The sequence below is a fragment of the Pseudomonas sp. HD57-3 genome (genome assembly GCF_056113135.1).
Map to the genome: position 1 here is coordinate 5,975,872 of NZ_CM148568.1, position 20,953 is coordinate 5,996,824.

The following is a 20,953-nucleotide window of genomic DNA, read 5'->3' on the forward strand; positions in this document are numbered from 1 at the left end:
ACTGAAGCCATGAATCTGCCCCTCCCCAAGGACGCGGCCCTGGCAGGCTTCCACCCCGCCGTCAGCGCCTGGTTCAGCAGCACATTCCCGACGGTGACCGCCGCCCAGGCCCGCGCATGGCCGTTGATCCGCCAGCGCCGCTCGACACTGATCGCCGCGCCCACCGGCTCCGGCAAGACCCTCACCGCGTTCCTCGCGGTGCTCGACGATCTGGTCCATCGTGGCCTGGAAACCCCGGACGGTTTGCCGGACGAAACCCTGGTGGTCTACGTTTCGCCGCTCAAGGCGCTGTCCAACGACATTCGCATCAACCTGCAGAATCCGCTGGCGGGGATTACCGACCAGTTACGCCAAATGAACCTGCCGCCGCTGGAAATCACCACCGCCGTGCGCACCGGCGACACCCCGCAAAAAGACCGCGCCGCCATGCGCAAGAGCGCGCCGCACATTCTGGTGACCACCCCGGAATCGCTCTACGTGCTGCTCGGCTCCGAGTCCGGCCGAAAAATGCTCGGCACCACGCGCACGGTGATCGTCGACGAGATCCACGCCATCGCCGCCGGCAAACGCGGCAGCCACCTGGCCTTGAGCCTCGAACGCTTGCAGGCGCTGTGTCCTGAACCACTGACCCGCATCGGCCTGTCGGCCACGCAGAAACCGATCGATGCGGTGGCGCGTTTTCTGGTGGGTCATGAGCGCCCGTGCGAAATCATCGACATCGGCCACGCGCGCCCACGGGATCTGGGCATCGAAGTGCCGCCGGTGCCGTTGTCAGCCGTGATGGCCAATGACGTCTGGGAACTGGTTTATGACCGCCTCGCCGCACTGGCCCGTGAACACCGCACCACGCTGATTTTCGTCAACACCCGGCGTCTGGCCGAACGCCTGAGCCGGCACCTGAGCGAACGCCTCGGCAAACACGCGGTGGCGGCGCACCACGGCAGTCTGGCCAAGGAATTCCGCCTCGACGCCGAGCAGCGGCTCAAGCGTGGCGAACTGCAAGTGCTGATCGCCACCGCGTCGCTGGAACTGGGGATCGACATCGGCGAAGTCGACCTCGTCTGCCAGATCGCCTCGCCACGTTCGATCGCCGGTTTTCTGCAACGGGTCGGCCGCTCCGGGCACCAGGTCGGCGGCACGCCCAAGGGGCGACTGTTCGCCACGACTCGCGACGATCTGATCGAATGCGCCGCCCTGCTCGACTGCGTGCGCCGGGGTGAACTCGATACGCTGCACATTCCCGAAGCACCGCTCGATGTGCTGGCGCAGCAGATCATCGCCGAGGTCAGTTGCCAGGAATGGGCTGAGGACGATTTGCTCGCGCTGTTCCGCCGGGCCGAGCCCTACGCCCGTCTCGACGAAAAACATTATCAGGCGCTGCTGGGCATGCTCGCCGAGGGTTACAACGGCCGTCAGGGCATCCGCAGCGCCTATCTGCATCGTGACGCCGTCAGCCGAACCCTGCGCGGACGACGCGGCGCTCGGCTGACCGCCGTCACCAGCGGCGGCACCATCCCCGACAACGCCGACTACAGCGTATTGCTCGAACCCCAGAGCCTGAACATCGGCAGCGTCAACGAAGACTTCGCTGTGGAAAGCATTGCCGGCGACGTGTTCCAGCTCGGCAACGCCTCCTATCGCATCCTGCGGGTGGAAACCGGCAAGGTGCGGGTCGAGGACGCCCAGGGTCAGCCGCCGACCATTCCGTTCTGGCTCGGCGAGGCGCCGGGGCGTAGTGACGAATTGTCGGCGGCCGTGGCGCGCCTGCACGCGCAGCTCGATCAATTGCTCAGCGCCAGCCCCGGTGTCTTGCAACCGGCCCTCGACTGGCTGACCCACACCCTCGGCCTGAACCTGGCCAGCGCCGAACAACTGGTGGATTACCTGGCCCGCGCCCGCCTCGCCCTCGGCGCCTTGCCGTCGCGAGACACGCTGCTGATGGAGCGGTTTTTCGACGAGTCCGGCGGCACCCAGCTGATCATCCATTCGCCGTTCGGCAGTCGTATCAACCGCGCCTGGGGCCTGGCCCTGCGCAAGCGTTTCTGCCGCACCTTCAACTTCGAATTGCAGGCCGCCGCCAGCGAAGACGCGATCGTGCTGTCGCTGTCCACCAGCCACAGTTTCGAACTCGACGAGGTCTGGCGTTACCTGCACAGCAACAGCGCCGAGCACATCCTGATTCAAGCGGTGCTGGATGCGCCGCTGTTCGGTGTGCGCTGGCGCTGGAATGCCGGGGTGGCGCTGGCCCTGCCGCGTTACACGGGCGGACGCAAGGTCGCGCCGCAATTGCAGCGGATGAAAAGCGAAGACCTGATCGCCAACGTGTTTCCCGATCAGATCGCCTGCCTGGAAAACCTCGCCGGTGAACGGGAAATTCCCGAGCATCCGCTGGTGGAACAGACCCTCGACGATTGCCTGCACGAGGCAATGGACAGCGAAGGCTGGCTCGAACTCCTGCGACGCATGGAGCGCGGCGAAGTGCGCCTGATTGCCCGTGACCTTCCGGCGCCCTCGCCGCTGGCGGCGGAAATCCTCAGCGCCCGGCCCTACACCTTTCTCGACGATGCGCCGCTGGAAGAGCGTCGCACCCAGGCTGTGCTCAACCGTCGCTGGAGCGATCCGCAATCCACCGATGACCTCGGCGCGCTGGACGCCGATGCGATCGAAGCCGTGCGCGAAGAAGCGTGGCCGACGCCGAACAGTGCCGATGAAATGCACGAAGCGCTGATGAGCCTGGCCTGCATCAGCGACCGCGAAGCCGAGGCCAATCCGCAGTGGCGCGATTGGCTGAATGCCCTGGCCGAAACCGGGCGAGCCTGCCAGTTGCAGATCGATCCCGAGCATTCACTGTGGCTGGCGAGAGAACGCCTGACCTGCCTGCAAGCGCTTTATCCACAGGCGCATTCTGAACTGGCCGCGTTGCCCGGTTTCGACGAAGCATGGACCGCCGATGAGGCACTGATCGAAGTGATCCGCGCGCGGCTCGGCGCCTTCGGCCCGCTACCGCTGGCGGCGATTGCCGAACCCCTGGCCTTGATGCCGGCCTCTGCTCTTCAAGCCCTCGCTCATCTGGAGCGCGAAGGTTACGTACTGCGCGGCCAGTTCACGCCCGGATCGACCGTTAAAGAGTGGTGCGAACGCCATCTGCTGGCGCGCATTCACCGCTACACGGTCAAGCGTCTGCGCCGGGAAATCGAGCCGGTGGCGTTGCAGGATTTCATGCGGTTTCTGTTCGACTGGCAGCACTTGTCCCCGTCAACCCGTGGTCAGGGCAGCGGTGCGTTGCCGGCGATTGTCGGTCAGTTCGAAGGCTACCCGGCTGCCGCTTCGGCGTGGGACAGCGACCTCCTTCCCGCGCGGCTCAAGGACTACTCACCGAGCTGGCTGGACGATCTGTGCCGCAGCGGCAAACTGGTGTGGACGCGACTCAGCGCCCGGCAAAACATCAGCGGAACGGCATTGCGCAGCACGCCGATCGTGTTGCTGCCGCGCAGTCAGGTCGGCTTGTGGAGTGCACTGGGCGAGCAGACGCCGGTCAGCGAACTCTCGCCCAAGACCCGCAAGGTTTTCGACTCGCTGAGCCAACACGGCGCGTTGTTTTTCGATGAGCTGATCCATGACGCGCACCTGCTGCGCACCGAGCTGGAAATCGCCTTGCAGGAACTGGTCGGCGCCGGTCTGGTAAATGCCGACAGCTTTGCCGGATTGCGGGCATTGATCACTCCGGCGAGCAAGCGCCAGCAACGCAGCAGTCGACGCGGGCGCGGGGCGTTTGTCGGCGGTATGGACGATGCCGGGCGTTGGGCGTTATTGCGTCGCGGGCCGGTTGTGGAAAACAGACAAACAGCGTCGCCCGAAACACTTGAACACGTCGCCATGACCTTGTTGCGTCGCTACGGCGTGGTGTTCTGGCGCCTGCTGGAACGCGAGGCTGATTGGCTGCCGAGCTGGCGCGAACTGCTGCGCACATTCCATCGGCTGGAAGCCCGGGGCGAGATTCGTGGCGGGCGGTTTGTCAGCGGTCTGGCGGGCGAGCAATTCGCCCTGCCCGAGGCGATTCCGCTGTTGCGCGAAGTCCGCCGTCGCCCCCATGACGGCAGCCTGATTGCAGTGTGCGGCGTCGATCCGCTGAACCTCGCCGGCACCTTGTTACCGGGCGCGAAAGTACCGGCGCTGGCGAGCAATCGGCTGGTGTATCGCGACGGCCTGCCGGTCGCTGCCGAGGTCGCGGGCAAACAGCAATTCTGGTTGGAGCTGGACCCCACCGCCATGAGCGAAATTCGTAACAGGCTGACCCGTCACTGAGTGCGCGCCTGCTCCGGCAACACCACCGACGAATGCGCCGGCACCACCTCCTCTTCCTGGCGCTTGGGCAGCAAAACCTGCTGTGGATAAGTCTGCGCGAAATGCACCCACGGGCTGTTATCCACAAGCTTTTTCAAACGCTGGTTGAACGCGCGGCTCACCGCATATTGCCCACCGGAAACCGTGCGAAATTGCGCGGTCAGCACCACGCCGTTCAGGTCCATCTTGTCCACCCCGAACACATCCAGCGGCCCTTGCAGGTTGTACTTGAGGAACGGGTCTTCGCGGATCGAATCCCCTGCCTCGCGAATCAGCTCGATGGCCTTGTCGACATCGGTGTCGTAGGTGAACTGCACCGAGAAAAACGCGAACGCAAACTGCCGCGATTGATTGGTCACGGCCTTGATCTGGCCGAACGGCACCGAGTGCACGAAGCCCTTGCCGTCGCGCAAGCGCAGGGTGCGGATGGTCAGGCCTTCGACCGTGCCGGCGTGCCCGGAATCGAGCACCACCCAGTCGCCGATCGACAGGGTGTCTTCGATGATGATGAACAGCCCGGTGATCACGTCCTGCACCAGTTGCTGCGAGCCGAAACCGATGGCCAGGCCGACCACCCCGGCACCGGCCAGCAGCGGTGCGACGTTGATCCCGAGATTGGCCATGGTGGTGATCGCGCAGATCACCACCAGGATGATTTTGATCGCGTTGCGCAACAGCGGCAGGATGGTTTTCACCCGGGTGCTGGGCTGGCGCGCCGAGCGTTTGCTGACCGGTGGTTTCAGCGCTTCCTGAATCGCCGTGTCGAGCACCACCCACAGCAGCCACGTCACGAGGAAGATCAGGCCGATGCTGCTCAGGGCATTGCTGATCGCCCGGCCGACCGTGCTGCTTTGCGCAAAGTCGAGCAGCGACACGCCCCAGATCCGCCCGAGAATGTCGATGAAAGCAATCGCGATGACGATCCGCAACAAGGCGTGCAACAGGCTGAGAAAACGCTCCTTGTAGGCGCTGCTGCGCTGGATCGCCTCGGCCTTGCGCGACTTGAACAGGTGTTGCAGCACGGTGCTGAGAAACACCGTGCCGATCAGCAACACCGTGGTGAGCAACGCGCAGCGCAGGGCTTTCTGGTTGTCCTCGCCGATGCCGATCAGATTGACCGCCGAGACCAGCACCATCAGCACGATCGGCCAGTACCAGAGCCCGGAAAAAATCCGTAGCGACTCCTGCAGCGACGGCTGTTTCAGACGCTGGGCCAGCGGGCGATTGCGGATCAGGTGCGCCACCGGCCGACGCAGCCGAATCACCAGCAGACCGAAGATGATCGACGCCAGCAGACCGGTGAACACCGCGATGCTGCTGGTGATGTTGCCGCCCAGTTGCCGGGCGATCTGCGGGCTGGTCAGGGCATCGCTGAGGGCGGCGAGAAAACCGATCAGGAACAGCGGTTTCGGGCAGTAGTCGCGAATGATCTGCACGGCACGGCGCTTGTGGCCGGTGTTGAACATCACCACCACACACAACAGCATCGACGTGGAAAATATCCCGCTGCTGGTGGCGTAGGCAAAACACAGCGCCAGCGCGCGACCGACCGAGGCCGACAGAAAATGGCTGACGTATAGGGTCAGCGGCAGGCAGATCAGCGCAGGCAGTGTGTAGGGCAACAGGTAACCGAGCAGGTCCTGACTGCGCTGGCGAGTGCGCAACCAGCGCCCTTCGCGCAGACGTTTGCCCAGCACGCTGCCGAGCACCGTCAATACGGCAAAGGTGCCCAGCCACACGCCGGAGAGCATCAGGAAATCCCCCGCCACGCTCCAGCCGGAGCGGTTCGAAGGTTGATTGACCAGCCTGTCGACTTCATCCGCCGCCCGGTCGGCACGCAGGCGCCAGGCGTCGACCAGATGCTCGTTAAGATCGAGTTTGTCCTGCACGTCGTCGATGCTGGAACTGATGGCGCCGAGCAGTCCGCCTTGCACGATCGGTTCCGGCTCGGCCGGCTCTTCACTGGCCGCCGGAACGCCCGGCAGGCTGGCGGCTTGCACTGCATTGCCACCGAACAACAGCAATGCCCCCAATAGAATCGCGATCCTGAACCTGGTCAAAACGCAGAGCTCCCTTGGTTGAACCTGTAAGGAACTGATCGACATTTGACCGGCAAAGTTCAAGAGCGCCCTTTTGATCTCTCCCACGCTCCACTCCCCTCGTTGATCGTTCCCACGTCGAGGCGTCGAACCGTCCGCGTGGGAATGCAGCCAGAGACGCTCCGCGTCTCGAAGAGCGGACGCAGAGCGTCCACGGAGGCATTCCCACGCAGAGCGTGGGAACGATCACCTTGCGATCACCTTAGGGGCTGATATTTGCGTGGCAAGCAAATATCAAATGCCCATCCCTGTATTTTTCCACCCCCACCAAACCCCGACACTGCGCTCCATTCAATCCTCAACCGGAGTGCCGTCATGCCCATTGCCCTGCTCGCGCTGACCCTCAGCGCTTTCGCCATCGGGACGACTGAGTTCGTCATCGTTGGCCTGCTTCCCACCATCGGCGCCGATCTCGGCGTCAGCCTGCCGTCCGCCGGTCTGCTGGTCAGTCTGTATGCCCTCGGCGTAGCCATCGGTGCGCCGGTGCTGACCGCCCTCACCGGCAAAGTCCCGCGCAAACTGTTGCTGCTGTCGCTGATGGTGCTGTTCACCCTCGGCAACCTGCTGGCCTGGCTGGCGCCGAGTTATGAATCGCTGGTGCTGGCGCGGATCGTCACGGGTCTGGCCCATGGCGTGTTCTTCTCCATCGGCTCGACCATCGCCACCAGCCTGGTGCCCAAGGAAAAAGCCGCCAGTGCGATTGCGATCATGTTCACCGGCCTGACTGTGGCCCTGGTCACCGGCGTGCCGCTGGGCACGTTCATCGGTCAGCATTTCGGCTGGCGTGAAACCTTCCTCGCGGTGTCGGCACTCGGCGTAATCGCGTTCATCGGCAGCTTGCTGTACGTGCCGAAAAACATCGCCCACAGCAAACCGGCCTCGCTGTTGCAGCAATTGCAGGTGCTCAAGCAACCGCGTCTGTTGCTGGTGTACGCCATGACGGCCATCGGTTACGGCGGCTCGTTCATCGCCTTCACGTTCCTGGCGCCGATCCTTCAGGACATCTCCGGCTTCAGCGCCGGCACCGTCAGCCTTGTGTTGCTGGTGTACGGCGTGTCAGTGGCAGTCGGTAACATCTGGGGCGGAAAACTGGCGGACAAACGCGGGCCGATCAGCGCGCTGAAAATCATCTTCGCCCTGCTCGCCGCCGTGCTGTTCGTGCTCACCTTCACCGCTGGCAACCCTTGGCTGGCGCTGGCCACCGTGCTGGTCTGGGGCGCAGTTGCCTTCGGCAACGTGCCGGGTTTGCAGGTGTATGTGGTGCGTCAGGCTGAACATCACACGCCGCACGCCGTGGACGTCGCATCGGGGCTGAACATTGCCGCGTTCAACCTCGGGATTGCCGGCGGCGCGTGGGGTGGCGGTTTGATCGTCGAGCACATTGGTCTGATCCATACCGCGTGGATCGGCGGACTGGTGGTGCTGGTGGCATTGGCCCTGACGGCATGGAGCGGTCGCCTCGATCGCCTGGGCCCGGTGTACGCCGAACCTGCCGAAGGCTCGGTTCGAATCGTCACCGGGCACTGATCCGGCGCAGCCTGACCGTCCGTAATCCCGTCGAAACTTTCCCGAACCGCCCGCAGTCATCCACAGACAGAGGCCGTACGGGGACTTTCGACGGGAGGGCGGCATGGCAACGATTCATATCGGTATTTCAGGCTGGCGTTACGCCCCGTGGCGCGGGGACTTTTACCCGAAGGGGCTGGCGCAGAAACACGAATTGCAGTTCGCCTCACGGGCGGTCAACAGCATCGAAATCAACGGATCGTTCTACGCCCTGCAACGGCCGGAACGCTACGCCCAGTGGTACGCCGAAACACCGGATGACTTCGTGTTCAGCATCAAGGCGCCCCGCTTCATCACCCACATCCGCCGCCTGCGCGATATCGAAAAACCCCTGGCCAATTTCTTCGCCTCCGGGGTGCTGGAACTGAAGGAAAAATTCGGCCCGGTCCTCTGGCAATTTCCGCCCAACTTCACGTTCGACCCCGAACGCTTCGAAGCCTTTCTCGACCAGTTGCCCCACGACACCCAGGCTGCCGCCGAGCTCGCCCGCCAACACGACTCACACCTGCACGGCCACGCGAGCATGAAGGCTTACGGCAAAAAACCGCTGCGCCATGCCGTGGAAATCCGCAACGACAGTTTCATCGACCCCGACTTCGTGCGCCTGCTCAAACGCTACAACACCGCGCTGGTGATCGCCGACACCGCCGGCAAATGGCCGTACCGCGAAGACCTCACCAGCGATTTCGTCTACCTGCGCCTGCACGGTGCCGAAGAGCTTTATGCCAGCGGCTACACCCGCGCCGCGCTGCAACGCTGGGCCGAACGGATCGACGCCTGGCACCATGGCCGGCAACCGGGCGACGCCCATTTGATCGCGCCGCGCTTGAAGCCTCGTGCGCGCAAATCCCGCGAGGTTTTCTGCTACTTCGACAACGACATCAAGGTCCGCGCGCCGTTCGATGCCCGCAGCCTGTTGCAGCGATTCGACCTGGATAAAAACCTCGAGACCATGCCCGGTGAACCGGTCGCCGAAGGGGTACTCGCATGAGCATTCCCGAGCCGGTCGGCTTCACCGACGAGCAGACCACGGTCATCACCACGGTGCGCCGTTTCACCGTGCTGACGGTCAATACCCACAAGGGCTTCACCGCACTGAACCGGCGTTTCATCCTGCCGGAATTGCGCGAAGCGGTGCGCAGCGTGTCCGCCGATGTGGTGTTTCTTCAGGAAGTCCACGGCACCCACGAGCACCATCCCAAACGTTACGAAAACTGGCCGACGATGCCGCAGTATGAGTTTCTCGCCGACAGCCTCTGGCCGCAGTTCGCCTATGGGCGCAACGCGGTGTATCCGGACGGCGATCACGGTAATGCAGTGCTGTCGAAATTCCAGATCGTGCGCCATGACAATCTCGACGTTTCGATCAGCGGCCATGAAAACCGCGGCCTGTTGCATTGCGTGCTGCGCCTGCCGGGAGACGACCGTGAAGTGCATGCGATCTGCGTCCATCTGGGCCTGCGCGAAAGCCATCGCAACGATCAGCTGCGCCTGCTACGAGAACGTCTGGCCGAACTGCCTGATGACGCGCCGGTGATCGTCGCCGGCGATTTCAACGACTGGCGCCAGCGCGCCGATGCCTTGCTTGAACCCTGTGGCCTGCGTGAAGTGTTTGCGGCGCATCACGGCAAACCGGCGCGCAGTTTTCCCGCGCGCATGCCGCTGCTGCGCCTGGACCGGATCTACGTGCGCAACCTAAAAGCCAGTCAACCCAAAGTGCTGGCGAACCGTCCCTGGTCACACCTTTCCGACCACGCACCGCTATCGGTGGAGATTGAACTATGAGCAGTGCACCGTTGGAGAAATCCGCCGTGGAACCAGTCAGCATCACCCCGCCCGTGCGCGAGCCTGGCACCGTCGATGTCGAGTATCGCTGGCAGGGCAACAACCGGCTCGAGCTGCTGGAAAACGGCGAGGAATATTTTCCCCGGGTGTTCGAAGCGATGCGCGCGGCGAAAAGCGAAATCCTGCTGGAGACCTTCATCGTCTTCGAAGACAAGGTCGGCATGGAATTGCAGGAAATCCTGATCGATGCCGCCCGCCGTGGCGTGCGCACCACCGTCAGCCTCGACGGCTTTGGTTGCGGTGAGTTGAGCACCGGTTATCTGACCGCGTTGAGCGATGCCGGCGTGCATTTGCAAATCTTCGATCCGGCCCCCAAACGCCTGGGCATTCGCACCAACTGGTTCCGTCGTTTGCACCGCAAGATCGTGGTAGTCGACGGGCTGATTGCGTTCATCGGCGGGATCAATTTTTCCGGCGATCACCTGGCCGATTTCGGCCCCGAAGCGAAGCAGGATTATTCGGTGGAGGTTCAGGGCCCGGCGGTGGCCGACATCCATCATTTCGCCCTGCTGCAAAGCGGCCGACCGGGACGCGCACGGTTCTGGTGGCAAAGGCGCCGGCAGCGTCGCGCCGAAATGGCCTTCGATGATCACGACGGTCAGGTGCGGCTGGTGTTTCGCGACAACGACCGGCACAACACCGACATCGAAGACGTTTATTTGCAGGTGCTGCGCCGCGCCCAACGGCGGGTGGTGATTGCCAACGCCTACTTCTTTCCCGGCTATCGCCTGCTGCGCGAAATCCGCAATGCGGCCCGGCGCGGAGTCGAAGTGCGGCTGATTCTGCAGGGCCAGCCGGACATGCTGGTGGCCAAACTCGCCGCGCGCATGACCTACGACTACCTGCTCAAGGCCGGGGTGCAGATTCACGAATATTGCGAGCGGCCGCTGCACGGCAAAGTGGCGCTGGTGGACGAGGAATGGAGCACCGTCGGTTCGAGCAATCTCGACCCGCTGAGCCTGTCGCTGAACCTGGAAGCCAACGTGTTGATTCGCGACCGCGCCTTCAATCGCCACTTGTTCGAACGCCTCGAAGATCTCAGCCACAACCACTGCAAGGCGATGGACGCCGCGAAGTCGCCGCGCGGGCGGATCTGGCACATGACCGTGGGCTTTCTGGTGTTTCACTTCCTGCGGCATTTCCCGGCGATGGCCGGCTGGCTGCCGGCGCACAAGCCACGGCTCAAACCCTTCACCCACGCCGCCGGGAGCGATCCGTCATGAGCCACTCCGAAGCCCACGCGGCGGTGCATCCGGCACCGGCGAGCAAGTCCCGCTGGAGCCGCTGGAAACGTCCGCTGACCCTGCTGTTTTTTCTCGCGCTGATCGTTTTGCTGACGATGTTCGCCAGCCGTATCGAATGGGCCGAGGTGCTGCAAACCCTCGCCGACTTCAAGGTGCGCACGCTGATCATCGCCTCCAGCCTGACCCTGCTGAGCTTTCTGGTGTACGCCAGTTTCGACCTGATCGGTCGCACCTATATTCGTCAGGACCTGACGTGGAAACAGATCCTGCCGGTGGGCGTCATCAGCTATGCGTTCAACCTAAATCTCAGCGCCTGGGTCGGCGGGATCGCCATGCGCTATCGGTTGTATTCGCGGCTCGGGGTGAGCAAAAGCAACATCGCCAAGATCCTCGGCCTGAGCCTGGCGACCAACTGGTTCGGCTACATGACCATCGCCGGCGTGGTGTTCAGCAGCGGGCTGGTGCGCATGCCACCGGGCTGGAAAGTCAGCAGCGATGCGTTACAGGGCATTGGTGTGCTGCTGCTGTTGGTGAGCGCCGGGTATCTGGTCGCCTGCCAGTTTTCCCGGCGGCGCGAGTGGTCGATTCGCGGGGTGGAAATCAACCTGCCGTCGCTGCGCATGGCGGTCCTGCAATTGCTGCTCGGGGCACTGAACTGGTCGCTGATGGCGGCGGTGATTTTCACTTTGCTGCCGAGCAAGCTCGACTACCCGCTGGTGCTCGGGGTGCTGTTGATCAGCGCGATTGCCGGTGTCATCACCCACATTCCCGCCGGGCTCGGCGTACTGGAAGCGGTGTTCGTGGCACTGCTGCAACACGAGGCTTCGCGCGGCAGTCTGGTGGCGGGGTTGCTGGCGTACCGGGCGATCTATTTCCTGCTGCCGCTGCTGATCACCGTGCTGATGTACCTGGTGGTGGAAGCCAAGGCCAAGGCGTTGCGGATCGAGAAGAAACCCAAATCTGATCAGCGCGACTGAATGATGCTCAACCGCTCGCCCACCACCATTTCGGTGATCCAGTCGACCAGGATCGAGGTGTAGGCCTGCTGCGAGGTCGGATCGCTCAGGGCATGGTCGGCGCCATCGATGATGCGGTGAGTCAGCGAGTGGGTCTGCTGACACGCGGCGCGGTAACTCATGATCGTCGCGTGGGGCACGTAGTCATCGGTTTCCGACTGCACCAGCAGCACGTCCCCGGTGAATTGCGAGCAGGCATGCAAGGCGCGGTTGCTGTCAGCGCGCACCAGGGTGCCGCGATAGTCGCGCAGGTCGGCCTTGTCCAGATCGCGCTTGGGCGTGTGCCATTGCTCGTCGCGGTACAGCGCCGGCACCCGCAGCGCCAGCCAGCGCACCGGGCGCAGCGAGGTGAGTATCGAGGCGAGGTAACCGCCGTAGCTGGTGCCCACTACCGCGATAGCCGAGGTGTCCAGCGCCGGATGGGCGAGCAGCCGGTCGTAGGCCGCCAGCAAGTCACGCAGATTGTCTTCGCGGGTGACCCGGCTCAGCGGGATGCCGGTGCCGCCGGTGTGCCCGCGCAGGTCGAACGTCAGGCACACACAGCCCAGGCCGGCAATGCCTTTGGCCCGTTCCAGATCCCGCTCCTGACTGCCGCCCCAGCCGTGCACGAACAACACGCCGGGGACTTTCGATTTGGGACTGAGAAACGTCCCGCTCATCTGTTCATCATCAATGTCGATTTGAATGCTTTCGCTTCTAGCCGTCATAGGATTTGACCGTTACGTATTTGAGAAGAAAGTCGCTGTTCTCGGCCGGCCCGCGATACACCTCGATGGCATCCGCCGGCAGGGCCTGATCGGTATAGGTTTCCACCGACGACACGCGGATCGCGCGCATCGAGGGATCGTTGACGAAACTTTGCAACGCCGCCACTTCCGCGCTGCTGGCACCGCCCATGCGCCAGGACTGTTCGAGCACGCCACTGCGCGGCCGGCCTTCGCTGTCCAGGCCCTGGGCGATGTCGTAATTGCGCCGCGAGGCATAAAAACGCGGATAGGCTTCGTCCGCCGCCCGGTCGAAGACCTGCGCCTGCTGGATCGCCAGACGCACGTCGTCGGGCAGATCCAGCGTCAGCAGATCCTCATAACCGCCCTGCACCACCAGCAGGTTCGAGCCGCCGTACACTTCCTCGCCGTGGGCATCTTTGGTCAAGTATTGATCACCGCAGTAACTCAGCACCCGGTCGCCGATGAACGACTGGCCGACGCTGTGGGTGACCACCTGACTCAAATCCTGCTCCAGCACCACGCCATCGCTGAACAGTTCTCCGGCCTCGGGTCGGGCGAGGATTTCGTCGAACGCATCCAGGCTCTTGATTACTTCCTGACCGCGCCCGGCGCAGGCGTGGATCGGCTTGATCCGGATCGGTCCGCTGTACAACAGATGTTCGGCGGCGGGCCGTGCATCCTCCAGCGCAAAGACGCTGAGCCCGTCCAGCACCACGGTGCGCACCCGCTCGGAAAACAGCGGCGACCAGCCTTGCGGCGCATGGGCCTGATGGCTGCGCAAACCGTGGCTGATGGCTTTGGTGCAGATGAAATCGTGCTCGACGAAACCGCCCCACAGATCATCCGGACCGCTCACGCCCAGTTCGCGGGCCGCCGCGCCGACGAGGGTCTGGGTCGGCAACAGATAAATATCCCGGCCGCGATGCTTTTCGGCGTCGTAACTGCCGCCGAACTTGAGGCCAAGGATCTGCGCCAGCCATCGCGCGAGGGCTTTGTTGGTCTGCACTTCATGTTGTGGCGCGCCGGGTCGAACCGAGTGGGCGACGACCACTTTCCTGCGGGATGTCGGGGTCATGCGTCCCCCTTCCAACGGCGGGTTGAATGTAGGTCAGAGGGTGCAGAGATCAGGCCAACCGGGGCTTGCCTGAAACGCCCTGCAAATCAGCCACTTGAAAAACCCGTGCTGGCACCGCGCCTGTTTCAATCTGCACGACTGCACTGTGGGCTCCGGCATTTTGCACGACAGGTGCTTACTACTTCGCCACGCCGAATCGCGTGCGGTATTCACTCGGCGCCAGCCCGGTGATTTTCTTGAACGTCGCGCGAAAGGCTCCCGGATCCTGATAGCCCACCGTCCACGCGATGTTGTCGATGGTGCCGTTGGTGAATTCGAGCATTTCCCGAGCCTTGCCGACCCGGAGGTGCTGGCAGTATTCGGTGGGTTTGAGGCCGGTCGCCGCGCGGAAACGGCGCAGGAAAGTACGTTCTTCGAGGCCCGCGCGTTCGGCCATCGCCGTCAGCGAGACATCGGTCGCGCCATTGCCTTGCAGCCAGTGCTGAACCTTGAGAATCGCCCCGTCGCCATGATTGAGGATCGGGGCGAAATTGCTGCCGCAGGCACTGGCGCTGTCGCTGTGTTCCACCACCAGGAATCGCGCGGTCGCGCTGGCGATGCTCGGCCCGAGCAGACGATCGACCAGCCGTAGCCCCAGTTCCGACCAGGCCATCAAACCGGCCGTGGTGATCAGGTCGCCGTCATCGACAATCGGTGTGTCGGCTTTGAGTTTAATGTGTGGATATCGCTCCGCGAACGCCTTGGCTGACGTCCAGTGCGTGGTGGCGCTGCGACCGTCGAGCAGACCGCTTTCGGCCAGCAGCAGAGAACCGACGCACACCCCGCCGAGGGTGGCGCCGCGGGCGTGTTGCTCGCGCAGCCAGTGAATCAGCCCGGTGGGCACCTGGGCTGCCGAAAAACCGCCAATGGACGGCGGAATCACGACCGCCACCAGACCCGCTTCGGCGCCAGGGTCGCTGTCGTGGACCCGCACCGGCGATTGATCGCCCTCGACCTGCCAATGGCTGACCCGCAAGCGCGGCAACTGCGCACTCTGGTGCTCGGCAGCCACCCGGTTGGCCACCGCGAACAGGTCGGTCAACCCATGCACCGCCGCCAGCTGCGCGCCGGGATAGATCAGCACACCCAGTTCGACGACTGCCGGTTTCGCGTCCATTGTCAGTTTTCCCCTGTGTATTGTCGGTGCGGCCAATCCTCGAAAACGTGGTCGGCGCCAATACTGAGCCCACACCCAACGTTCACTTCGAGGACACACCCATGGCCAAGCAAGCGCTCATCGTAGTCGATATCCAGAACGACTACTTCCCCCAAGGCAAGTGGCCGCTGGCCGGTGCCGACGCCGCCGCCGACAACGCCGCCCGGCTGATCGCGGCGTTCCGCGAGGCCGGTGATTCGGTGGTGCACATCCGCCACGAATTCACCTCGCCCGAGGCACCGTTTTTCACTCCGGGCTCCGAAGGCGCGAAGCTGCATCCGAAAGTGCTCAACCGCGCCGACGAACCGGTGGTGCTCAAGCATTTCGTCAACTCGTTCCGCGAAACCGAGCTGCAATCGATCCTCGACGAACAGGGCATCAAGGAGCTGGTGGTGGTCGGCAGCATGAGCCACATGTGCGTCGACGGCATCACCCGTGCGGCGGCAGATCTGGGCTACAGCGTCACGGTGATTCACGATGCCTGCGCCAGCCGTGACCTGGAATTCAACGGCCTGACCGTGCCGGCCGCCCACGTGCATGCGGCATTCATGTCGGCGCTGGGGTTTGCCTACGCCAGCGTGGTGTCCACCGACGAGCTCCTCGCCGCCAGCCACTGAGCCCTGCTCTGATACAACCAGAAAAACCTGCGCCCGCCTCGTTGCGGGCGTTTTTTCGCGTGTCATGAAAATCTCACGCGTGAGCCATTGATGGCACTTTGAATTGGTTGTAGTGTTGCTCACGCGTGAGATGTTCATAACGGAGTCATCGCCATGAAAAGCCGCTCCCCCGCCACAAAGTCAGAGAGCCCAAAGGGAGTGCGCTCGACACCGTCCGCGAAAAAGCCGTCGAGCTTCTACATGAAGCAGATGCGCGCGGGCCTGGCTGCCGCCGGTTATGTGAAACACGAAACTTGGGTGCTTCCGGAAAACCGAAGCTTGCTCAAGCAAATGGAGCAACAGCTACGCCAACCGATTCTGGCTGGCTCATTCATGTCGGAGAATTACATGAGCGCAGGCAACAACTGGAACATCGATAGCCTCTACAACGCTTTCAAGGCGCTGGACGAGGTGGCTTCGCAAGAGATCACGCTGTCTCTGATCCAGAGCTCCGAACCCAGCCTCAAGCTGGAAATGAACGAATTCGGCGGTCTGCCGATTCACATCGCCCTCGCCGGTCAGCAGATCATCGTCGACACCGTGCTGGTGGACATCGATTCGATCACCGACGTGCGCGCGTTCAACGACGCCGTACTGCGTAGCCGGGAAATGTTCCCGCTGTCGTCGATCGGCATCGAGACCATGCCCAACGGCCAGACCGTCTACAACATGTTCGGTGCACTGAGTGCCGACTCGAGCCTGACCAACGTGGTCACCGAGGTGAAAACCCTGGTCGACAACGTGCAGCGCGCCAGTGAAGCCTTCGAACACTTCTTCAAGTAATCAACAGGGAATATCCAATGACTCAGTCCATCTGGAGCAAGTTGTTCACCGCGCTGCGCGGCGGCGCCAACGAAGTCGGCGAAGCGATCGCCGACCAACAGGCCCTGCGCATTCTCGATCAGGAAATCCGTGACGCCGACAGCGCGCTGTCCAACGCCCGTCGCGAACTGGTCACCATCATGGCCAAGCACAAACTCTCCGCCGACCGCGTGAGCGAGTACGAAGCCAAGATCAGGGACCTGGAAGCCAAGGCCGTTTCCGCCCTGAACGCCGGCCGTGAAGACCTGGCACTGGAAGTGGCCGAAGCGATCTCGACCCTGACCAACGACCTGGGCGTCGAGAAGAAGCAGAGCGACGAGTTCGGCACCTACGCCGACAATATGCGCAAGGACATCAACAAGGCCGAAGCGCGGATCAAGAGCCTGCGCCAGCAAGTGGACATGGCCAAGGCCCGTGAAAGCGTGCAGAAAGCGCAGGTCAGTGCTTCGATCGCCAGCGGCGGCGCCAACGGCAAGCTGGAAACCGCTGTCGGCACCTTGAACCGTCTGCAAGCCAAGCAGCAACAACGCGCTGCCGAGCTGAGCGCTGCCGACGAGCTGGCCGATGCGTCGACCGGCAACGATCTGGATCGCAAGCTGCGCGAAGCCGGCATCACGCCGAACGAAGGCAGCGCCAACGCCATCCTCGAGCGTCTGAAGCAGAAGTCCGCCCAGTAACGGCGGCGAGAAAAAAGAAGGGCACCGGGTGCCCTTCTTTTTTGCCTGCTCGTTCGCCACGAGGCCGGTACACTAGCGGCGTTTTGCCAACGAATATCTCCACCCGCTTCAAGGAATGTACCCATGGGATGGTTCAAAGATTTGCTCGGCACCAGCAACTGGCAGTCGGCCGCGCCGGCGTCACAGTCTGCCGGCGGCCCGCTCGGACTGGCGCAGGGCAAGGCGATCCGCTTCGACACGACCCTCGGCCTGTTGCTCGACGGCAGCACCTCGGTGCGGGTTCCCGACGCCCAGGCCATCTGGAGCGCCGGCTGGATCGACCTCGGTCAGTCGAACAAACTGCATCGCTACTATCTGAACGACGAAGAGTTCTGGGTACAGATCCATGTCACGGGCGACGACCAGATCGAGTCGGTGACGCTGTTCAATTACGTCAGCTATGTGACGGTCAACAGTGACGCCGAACTGCAGCGCCTGGCCGGCCCGAACAGTCAGATCGGCTTGCCGACCTATCGCCACGAAGGTGTCGAATACACTCGTGAATGGGGCACCGAACGCGGCCAGACCGAACTGGTGCCGCTCACCGAACAGGTGATCAACCCGGACGAGTCCTACACCATCAACCATCACTCGATGCTCTACGCCCGCGAGACCGGCCTGACCGATCGCCGTGAGCTCTTGCTGTTCTCCGTCGAGCAGGACGAGGAAGGCACTGTCAGCCTGAGCACGTCGCTGGGCATCTCGCTGTACACCACTGATTTGAGCACCATCTAAAAGGAAGTTTTCCATGCTGGAAGCGTTGTCCATTTCCCTGAACAAAGCCGCACTGGTCGGTTTCGTTGCCTACCTGATCGGCGCCGTGCTGCTGTTCATGCTGTTTCAGTTCGTCTACACCCGCGTCACGCCGCACAAGGAATTCGAGCTGATCCGTTCCGGCAACGTCGCCGCCGCCATTGCCCTGTCCGGCGCAATCATCGGTTTCGCGATTCCGGCGAGTAACGTGATCGCTCATTCGATCAACGTTCTCGACTTCGTCCTCTGGGCGGTGATCGCGGCCGTGGTGCAATTGCTGGCCTTCCTGGCGACCGGGCTGGTGCTCAAGGGCACGTCCCAGCGCATCGCCAACGGTGAAATCGCCGCGGGCATTTATGTGGCGGCGGTGGCAATCAGCGTCGGCATGCTCAACGCCGCGTGCATGACCCCGTCCTACTGATCGGCAGGAAGCCTGAGATGAAACGAAGCAAGTACGTTCAACTGTCGCTGGCCGCTTCGGTGGCCCTGGCGATTTCCGGTGAAGTGGCCGCCCAGGAACAGCAACGCAACTTCCAGAGCGTCGAACAATGCGTCGACGCCGAACTGGCGCCGGATGTCTGCTCGAACGCCTACGTCGCCGCCCTGGCCGAACACCGGCGGATCTCCCCGGCCTACGACGACAAGGCTGCCTGCGACGCGGACTTTGCCGCTGACTGGTGTCAGAAAAATTCCGCCGGCCGTTTCGTGCCGAAACTCGGTGGCTTCAAGGTGCCGCAGGACGGTGAGCCGGCGCAGAACCTCGATGCGATCGCCAATGCCCAGATGCCTGCCGGCGACGCGGCTGCCGTACAGAGCAATCAAACCAGCACTTCGCACTCGTCCAGCGGTGCAGGCAACGGCTGGCTCACCGGATGGCTGATCGGCAATGCCATGAGCAACAACCGCGCGAGTGATTCGCGGCCGGTTTATCGTGAGCGCAATACCCGCCAGACCTACGACACCTCGACGCTGAACCGCCGGATCGAGTCGGCACCGAGCCGCAGCCAGCGGGACTACGACAGCGATTACCGCAAACCGGTCAACGTGGCCTCGTCCACTTCCCGTGGCGGTTTCGGCAGCCAGTCCAGCGCACGCAGCGGTTGGGGCGGCTGGGGCCGTTCGAGCAGCTGACCATGAAGAAGATCCACTGCGCCGAGCGCCACGACTGGAAACAGACCGCCGAAAGCCTCGGTTTTCTGTTTCACACCATCGACGACGAGCCGTACTGGGACGAGCGCGCCTACTACCAGTTCACGCTCGCGCAGATCGAAAACGACCTGGAAGATCCGACCACCGAGCTGCATGAGATGTGCATGGACCTGGTCGACCGCGTCGTGCACAGCGAAGAACTGCTGGATCGTCTGAGCATTCCGGCGCCGTACTACGACATGATCCGAACGTCCTGGCTGGAAGGTCATCCGCATCTGTACGGGCGTATGGACTTCTCCTACAGCGGCAACGGCCCGGCGAAGCTGCTCGAACTCAACTACGACACGCCCACCAGCCTTTATGAAGCGGCTGCGTTCCAGTGGGGCTGGCTGGAACAATGCATCGAGCGCGGGATGCTGCCGCGCCATGCAGACCAGTTCAACAGCATCGACACTCGGCTGCACGAAGCCTTCGCTCAACTGAAACTGAAGCGGCCGTTTTACTTCGCCTCGATGAAAGACTCGGTGGAAGACAAGGGCACCACGGATTATCTGCGGCTGATCGCAGAGAAAGTCGGCATCGAATCGCGGCACATCGATATCGAAGACATCGGCCTGAGCGCTGACGGTCGCTTCGTCGATCTCGAAGATCGCTGGATTCCGCACCTGTTCAAACTGCACGCCTGGGAGTTCATCTTCCACGAGCCGTTCGGCGCGGCGATTGCCGAGTGCGACACGCAGTTTTTCGAACCGGCGTGGAAGTCGATCCTCTCCAACAAGGGCGCCCTGCCCCTGCTATGGGAGTTTCACAAGGGCCACCCGAATCTGCTGGCGGCGCACCTCGACCCGAACCCGGGCAGCGCGGTGCCCAAGGGCTGGGTGCGCAAACCGTACTTCTCGCGGGAAGGCGCCAATATCGAGTTGCAGACCGTTGAAGGCCTGATCGTCAAAGAGGATGGGCCCTACACCGACGCGCCCTTCATCCTGCAGGAATTTGCCCCTTTGCCGAAGTTCGACGACAGCTACACGTTGATCGGTTCCTGGGTAATTGGTGATCAGGCGGCGGGGATTGGTGTGCGGGAAGACAACAGTCTTATCACCAAGGATTCGAGCCGGTTTCTGCCGCATCTGATTCTTGACTGAAAAACCTGCGCGCATGAAAAAGGCCCGTCGCATTCAGCGACGGGCCTTTTTTGTTTAACGCGGATACAGCAGCGAATCAGAACGGAATGTCGTCATCGAAGCTGTCGAAATCCGGAGCCGGTTGCGGTGCGGCCTGCTGTGGAGCCGGGGCCGAACGCTGCTGAGGTGCCGACTGCTGCGGACGCGGAGCCTGTTGGCGTGGCGCCTGCTGCTGATAGTTGTTGCCACCGCCTTGTTGGTCGCCCTGTTGTGGACGGCCGCCGAGCAGTTGCATGGTGCCTTGCATGTCGACCACGATTTCGGTGGTGTAACGCTTGATACCGTCTTTTTCCCACTCACGGGTCTGCAGCTTGCCTTCGATGTAAACCTGCGAACCCTTGCGCAGGTATTCGCCGGCGATTTCGGCAACCTTGCCGAACATCGATACGCGGTGCCACTCGGTCTTCTCGACCTTCTGACCGGTCTGCTTGTCGGTCCACTGCTCGCTGGTCGCCAGACTCAGGTTGGTCACGGCGTTACCGTTGGGCAGGTAGCGTACTTCGGGATCCTGGCCGCAAGTACCGACCAGAATGACTTTGTTAACCCCACGGGCCATAACGTTCT

The 20,953-nt window shown here is 62.8% G+C and carries 18 protein-coding genes; 13 read left to right on the top strand and 5 right to left on the bottom strand.

The window, feature by feature from the left end:
- Positions 1 to 9 precede the first annotated feature (9 nt).
- Positions 10 to 4,305 (top strand): DEAD/DEAH box helicase, encoded by a 4,296-nt coding sequence (locus tag AC0R79_RS27145; RefSeq protein ID WP_474732505.1) that lies wholly within the window; start codon positions 10 to 12, stop codon positions 4,303 to 4,305.
- Here the strand turns inward: AC0R79_RS27145 and AC0R79_RS27150 are convergent.
- On the bottom strand, positions 4,299 to 6,404 hold the full coding sequence (locus AC0R79_RS27150) for a mechanosensitive ion channel family protein (protein WP_474732508.1): 2,106 nt from the start codon (positions 6,402 to 6,404) through the stop codon (positions 4,299 to 4,301). The genes AC0R79_RS27145 and AC0R79_RS27150 overlap by 7 nt on opposite strands.
- Before the next feature lie 354 nt (positions 6,405 to 6,758).
- Between AC0R79_RS27150 and AC0R79_RS27155 the strand changes: the two genes are divergently transcribed.
- From AC0R79_RS27155 to AC0R79_RS27175, 5 genes are all read left to right on the top strand, one after another.
- Positions 6,759 to 7,970 (top strand): MFS transporter, encoded by a 1,212-nt coding sequence (locus AC0R79_RS27155; protein ID WP_474732511.1) that lies wholly within the window; start codon positions 6,759 to 6,761, stop codon positions 7,968 to 7,970.
- Positions 7,971 to 8,073: 103 nt separating this feature from the next.
- The gene (locus tag AC0R79_RS27160) at positions 8,074 to 9,000 is read left to right on the top strand and encodes a DUF72 domain-containing protein (protein WP_474732513.1); all 927 of its coding nucleotides are present in this window, start codon (positions 8,074 to 8,076) and stop codon (positions 8,998 to 9,000) included.
- The gene (locus AC0R79_RS27165) at positions 8,997 to 9,794 is read left to right on the top strand and encodes an endonuclease/exonuclease/phosphatase family protein (RefSeq protein ID WP_127800171.1); all 798 of its coding nucleotides are present in this window, start codon (positions 8,997 to 8,999) and stop codon (positions 9,792 to 9,794) included. Before AC0R79_RS27160 ends, AC0R79_RS27165 begins: the two co-directional genes overlap by 4 nt.
- Positions 9,791 to 11,077 (top strand): cardiolipin synthase ClsB, encoded by a 1,287-nt coding sequence (clsB, locus tag AC0R79_RS27170; RefSeq protein ID WP_085609124.1) that lies wholly within the window; start codon positions 9,791 to 9,793, stop codon positions 11,075 to 11,077. The genes AC0R79_RS27165 and clsB overlap by 4 nt, the downstream gene beginning before the upstream one ends.
- Entirely contained in the window at positions 11,074 to 12,075 is a 1,002-nt protein-coding gene (locus AC0R79_RS27175; protein ID WP_474732514.1) for a lysylphosphatidylglycerol synthase domain-containing protein, read from the top strand. The genes clsB and AC0R79_RS27175 overlap by 4 nt, the downstream gene beginning before the upstream one ends.
- Here AC0R79_RS27175 and AC0R79_RS27180 read toward each other — a convergent pair.
- From AC0R79_RS27180 to AC0R79_RS27190, 3 genes are all read right to left on the bottom strand, one after another.
- Positions 12,063 to 12,821: an alpha/beta hydrolase family protein gene (locus AC0R79_RS27180; RefSeq protein WP_007955615.1), complete on the bottom strand. Its 759-nt coding sequence runs from the start codon at positions 12,819 to 12,821 to the stop codon at positions 12,063 to 12,065. The genes AC0R79_RS27175 and AC0R79_RS27180 overlap by 13 nt on opposite strands.
- Complete coding sequence (locus tag AC0R79_RS27185) at positions 12,811 to 13,917, bottom strand: DUF3182 family protein (protein ID WP_474732515.1); 1,107 nt, start codon at positions 13,915 to 13,917, stop codon at positions 12,811 to 12,813. Before AC0R79_RS27185 ends, AC0R79_RS27180 begins: the two co-directional genes overlap by 11 nt.
- Positions 13,918 to 14,095: 178 nt before the next feature.
- Positions 14,096 to 15,073 (bottom strand): GlxA family transcriptional regulator, encoded by a 978-nt coding sequence (locus AC0R79_RS27190; RefSeq protein WP_474732516.1) that lies wholly within the window; start codon positions 15,071 to 15,073, stop codon positions 14,096 to 14,098.
- Between the two features lie 101 nt (positions 15,074 to 15,174).
- On the opposite strand from AC0R79_RS27190, the gene AC0R79_RS27195 reads away from it, so the two are divergent.
- From AC0R79_RS27195 to AC0R79_RS27225, 7 genes are all read left to right on the top strand, one after another.
- Entirely contained in the window at positions 15,175 to 15,729 is a 555-nt protein-coding gene (locus tag AC0R79_RS27195) for a cysteine hydrolase family protein (protein WP_474732517.1), read from the top strand.
- A 153-nt stretch (positions 15,730 to 15,882) separates the two neighbouring features.
- Positions 15,883 to 16,551 carry a YjfI family protein gene (locus AC0R79_RS27200; RefSeq protein WP_007955624.1) on the top strand — a complete coding sequence of 223 codons (669 nt, stop codon included), beginning with the start codon at positions 15,883 to 15,885 and terminating at the stop codon, positions 16,549 to 16,551.
- A gap of 17 nt (positions 16,552 to 16,568) precedes the next feature.
- Positions 16,569 to 17,267, top strand: coding sequence for a PspA/IM30 family protein (locus tag AC0R79_RS27205; RefSeq protein ID WP_103385518.1), 699 nt, complete (start codon positions 16,569 to 16,571; stop codon positions 17,265 to 17,267).
- A 123-nt stretch (positions 17,268 to 17,390) separates the two neighbouring features.
- Positions 17,391 to 18,041, top strand: a complete 651-nt coding sequence (locus tag AC0R79_RS27210; protein ID WP_127800186.1) for a DUF2491 family protein — start codon at positions 17,391 to 17,393, stop codon at positions 18,039 to 18,041.
- A gap of 13 nt (positions 18,042 to 18,054) precedes the next feature.
- Positions 18,055 to 18,480 carry a DUF350 domain-containing protein gene (locus AC0R79_RS27215; RefSeq protein WP_007955627.1) on the top strand — a complete coding sequence of 142 codons (426 nt, stop codon included), beginning with the start codon at positions 18,055 to 18,057 and terminating at the stop codon, positions 18,478 to 18,480.
- A gap of 17 nt (positions 18,481 to 18,497) precedes the next feature.
- Complete coding sequence (locus AC0R79_RS27220) at positions 18,498 to 19,190, top strand: DUF1190 domain-containing protein (protein WP_085609134.1); 693 nt, start codon at positions 18,498 to 18,500, stop codon at positions 19,188 to 19,190.
- 2 nt (positions 19,191 to 19,192) lie between these two features.
- Positions 19,193 to 20,350 (top strand): glutathionylspermidine synthase family protein, encoded by a 1,158-nt coding sequence (locus AC0R79_RS27225; protein ID WP_127800188.1) that lies wholly within the window; start codon positions 19,193 to 19,195, stop codon positions 20,348 to 20,350.
- 76 nt (positions 20,351 to 20,426) lie between these two features.
- Here the strand turns inward: AC0R79_RS27225 and AC0R79_RS27230 are convergent, their stop codons facing one another.
- Positions 20,427 to 20,945, bottom strand: a complete 519-nt coding sequence (locus AC0R79_RS27230) for a single-stranded DNA-binding protein (RefSeq protein ID WP_003228709.1) — start codon at positions 20,943 to 20,945, stop codon at positions 20,427 to 20,429.
- Positions 20,946 to 20,953: the final 8 nt, after the last annotated feature.

What these genes read in the sequence shown, in the direction of transcription:
- AC0R79_RS27195 (WP_474732517.1), top strand. Translation starts at nt 15,175, where the DNA reads ATGGCCAAGCAAGCGCTCATCGTAGTCGATATCCAGAACGACTACTTC.
- AC0R79_RS27175 (WP_474732514.1), top strand. Translation starts at nt 11,074, where the DNA reads ATGAGCCACTCCGAAGCCCACGCGGCGGTGCATCCGGCACCGGCGAGC.
- AC0R79_RS27180 (WP_007955615.1), bottom strand. Translation starts at nt 12,821, where the DNA reads ATGACGGCTAGAAGCGAAAGCATTCAAATCGACATTGATGATGAACAG.
- AC0R79_RS27165 (WP_127800171.1), top strand. Translation starts at nt 8,997, where the DNA reads ATGAGCATTCCCGAGCCGGTCGGCTTCACCGACGAGCAGACCACGGTC.
- AC0R79_RS27220 (WP_085609134.1), top strand. Translation starts at nt 18,498, where the DNA reads ATGAAACGAAGCAAGTACGTTCAACTGTCGCTGGCCGCTTCGGTGGCC.
- AC0R79_RS27190 (WP_474732516.1), bottom strand. Translation starts at nt 15,073, where the DNA reads ATGGACGCGAAACCGGCAGTCGTCGAACTGGGTGTGCTGATCTATCCC.
- AC0R79_RS27210 (WP_127800186.1), top strand. Translation starts at nt 17,391, where the DNA reads ATGGGATGGTTCAAAGATTTGCTCGGCACCAGCAACTGGCAGTCGGCC.
- AC0R79_RS27225 (WP_127800188.1), top strand. Translation starts at nt 19,193, where the DNA reads ATGAAGAAGATCCACTGCGCCGAGCGCCACGACTGGAAACAGACCGCC.
- AC0R79_RS27205 (WP_103385518.1), top strand. Translation starts at nt 16,569, where the DNA reads ATGACTCAGTCCATCTGGAGCAAGTTGTTCACCGCGCTGCGCGGCGGC.
- AC0R79_RS27155 (WP_474732511.1), top strand. Translation starts at nt 6,759, where the DNA reads ATGCCCATTGCCCTGCTCGCGCTGACCCTCAGCGCTTTCGCCATCGGG.
- AC0R79_RS27215 (WP_007955627.1), top strand. Translation starts at nt 18,055, where the DNA reads ATGCTGGAAGCGTTGTCCATTTCCCTGAACAAAGCCGCACTGGTCGGT.
- AC0R79_RS27160 (WP_474732513.1), top strand. Translation starts at nt 8,074, where the DNA reads ATGGCAACGATTCATATCGGTATTTCAGGCTGGCGTTACGCCCCGTGG.
- AC0R79_RS27185 (WP_474732515.1), bottom strand. Translation starts at nt 13,917, where the DNA reads ATGACCCCGACATCCCGCAGGAAAGTGGTCGTCGCCCACTCGGTTCGA.
- AC0R79_RS27145 (WP_474732505.1), top strand. Translation starts at nt 10, where the DNA reads ATGAATCTGCCCCTCCCCAAGGACGCGGCCCTGGCAGGCTTCCACCCC.
- AC0R79_RS27230 (WP_003228709.1), bottom strand. Translation starts at nt 20,945, where the DNA reads ATGGCCCGTGGGGTTAACAAAGTCATTCTGGTCGGTACTTGCGGCCAG.
- clsB (WP_085609124.1), top strand. Translation starts at nt 9,791, where the DNA reads ATGAGCAGTGCACCGTTGGAGAAATCCGCCGTGGAACCAGTCAGCATC.
- AC0R79_RS27200 (WP_007955624.1), top strand. Translation starts at nt 15,883, where the DNA reads ATGAAAAGCCGCTCCCCCGCCACAAAGTCAGAGAGCCCAAAGGGAGTG.